Origin of the sequence: Neobacillus bataviensis LMG 21833, from assembly GCF_000307875.1 — a bacterium.
Taxonomy (GTDB): Bacteria; Bacillota; Bacilli; order Bacillales; family Cytobacillaceae; genus Neobacillus; species Neobacillus bataviensis.
The window spans coordinates 1-882 of sequence record NZ_AJLS01000193.1 but is presented as its reverse complement, the minus strand read 5'-3'; the positions used below and the strand labels follow the sequence as shown (position 1 = coordinate 882).

The 882-nt window shown below is 42.6% G+C and carries 1 protein-coding gene; it reads left to right on the top strand.

Features of this window, described 5'->3' with window-relative positions:
* Nucleotides 1–23: 23 nt before the first annotated feature.
* Nucleotides 24–882 (top strand): peptidylprolyl isomerase PrsA (locus BABA_RS25845; protein WP_040347624.1); only part of this gene is annotated, 859 nt, incomplete at its 3' end.

The window sequence follows — 882 nt, the reverse complement described above, 5'->3', positions numbered from 1 at the left end:
GCATTTCAGAGGAGACCGAATCGATGAAGAAAAAAACGCGCCTTAAAGTATTATTGGCAAGTACCGCAACTGCTTTACTGCTGCTAAGCGGTTGTCAGTCAAATCAGACCGACCAAACAGTTGCGACCTATTCAGGTGGCAAGGTGACTGAAAGTAGCTTCTACAAGGAACTCAAACAGTCACCAACGACAAAGACCATGCTTGCTAACATGCTCATTTATCGTGCATTGAATCATGCCTATGGAAAATCGGTTAGCACTAAAACAGTTAATGATGCCTATGATAGCTACAAACAACAATACGGCGAAAATTTCGATGCTTTCTTAAGTCAAAACGGTTTCAGTCGCAGTAGCTTCAAGGAAAGCCTACGAACCAACTTTTTAAGTGAAGTTGCACTGAAAAAGTTAAAAAAGGTTTCTGAAAGCCAGCTCAAGGCCGCTTGGAAGACCTATCAGCCCAAAGTGACTGTCCAACATATTCTAACTAGCGACGAGGACACTGCTAAGCAAGTTATCAGTGATTTAGCAGCTGGCAAGGATTTTGCCATGCTTGCGAAAACTGATTCCATTGATACTGCGACTAAAGATAACGGCGGGAAGATTAGTTTTGAATTAAACAATAAAACGCTCGATGCCACATTTAAGGATGCTGCCTACAAATTAAAAAATGGTGACTACACGCAGACCCCAGTCAAAGTGACAGACGGGTATGAAGTTATTAAAATGATTAACCATCCCGCCAAAGGCACCTTTACTAGCAGTAAAAAGGCGCTAACTGCCAGCGTTTACGCTAAATGGTCTCGCGATTCAAGCATCATGCAACGCGTTATCAGTCAGGTATTGAAGAACCAGCATGTGACGATTAAAGACAAGGATCTTGCGG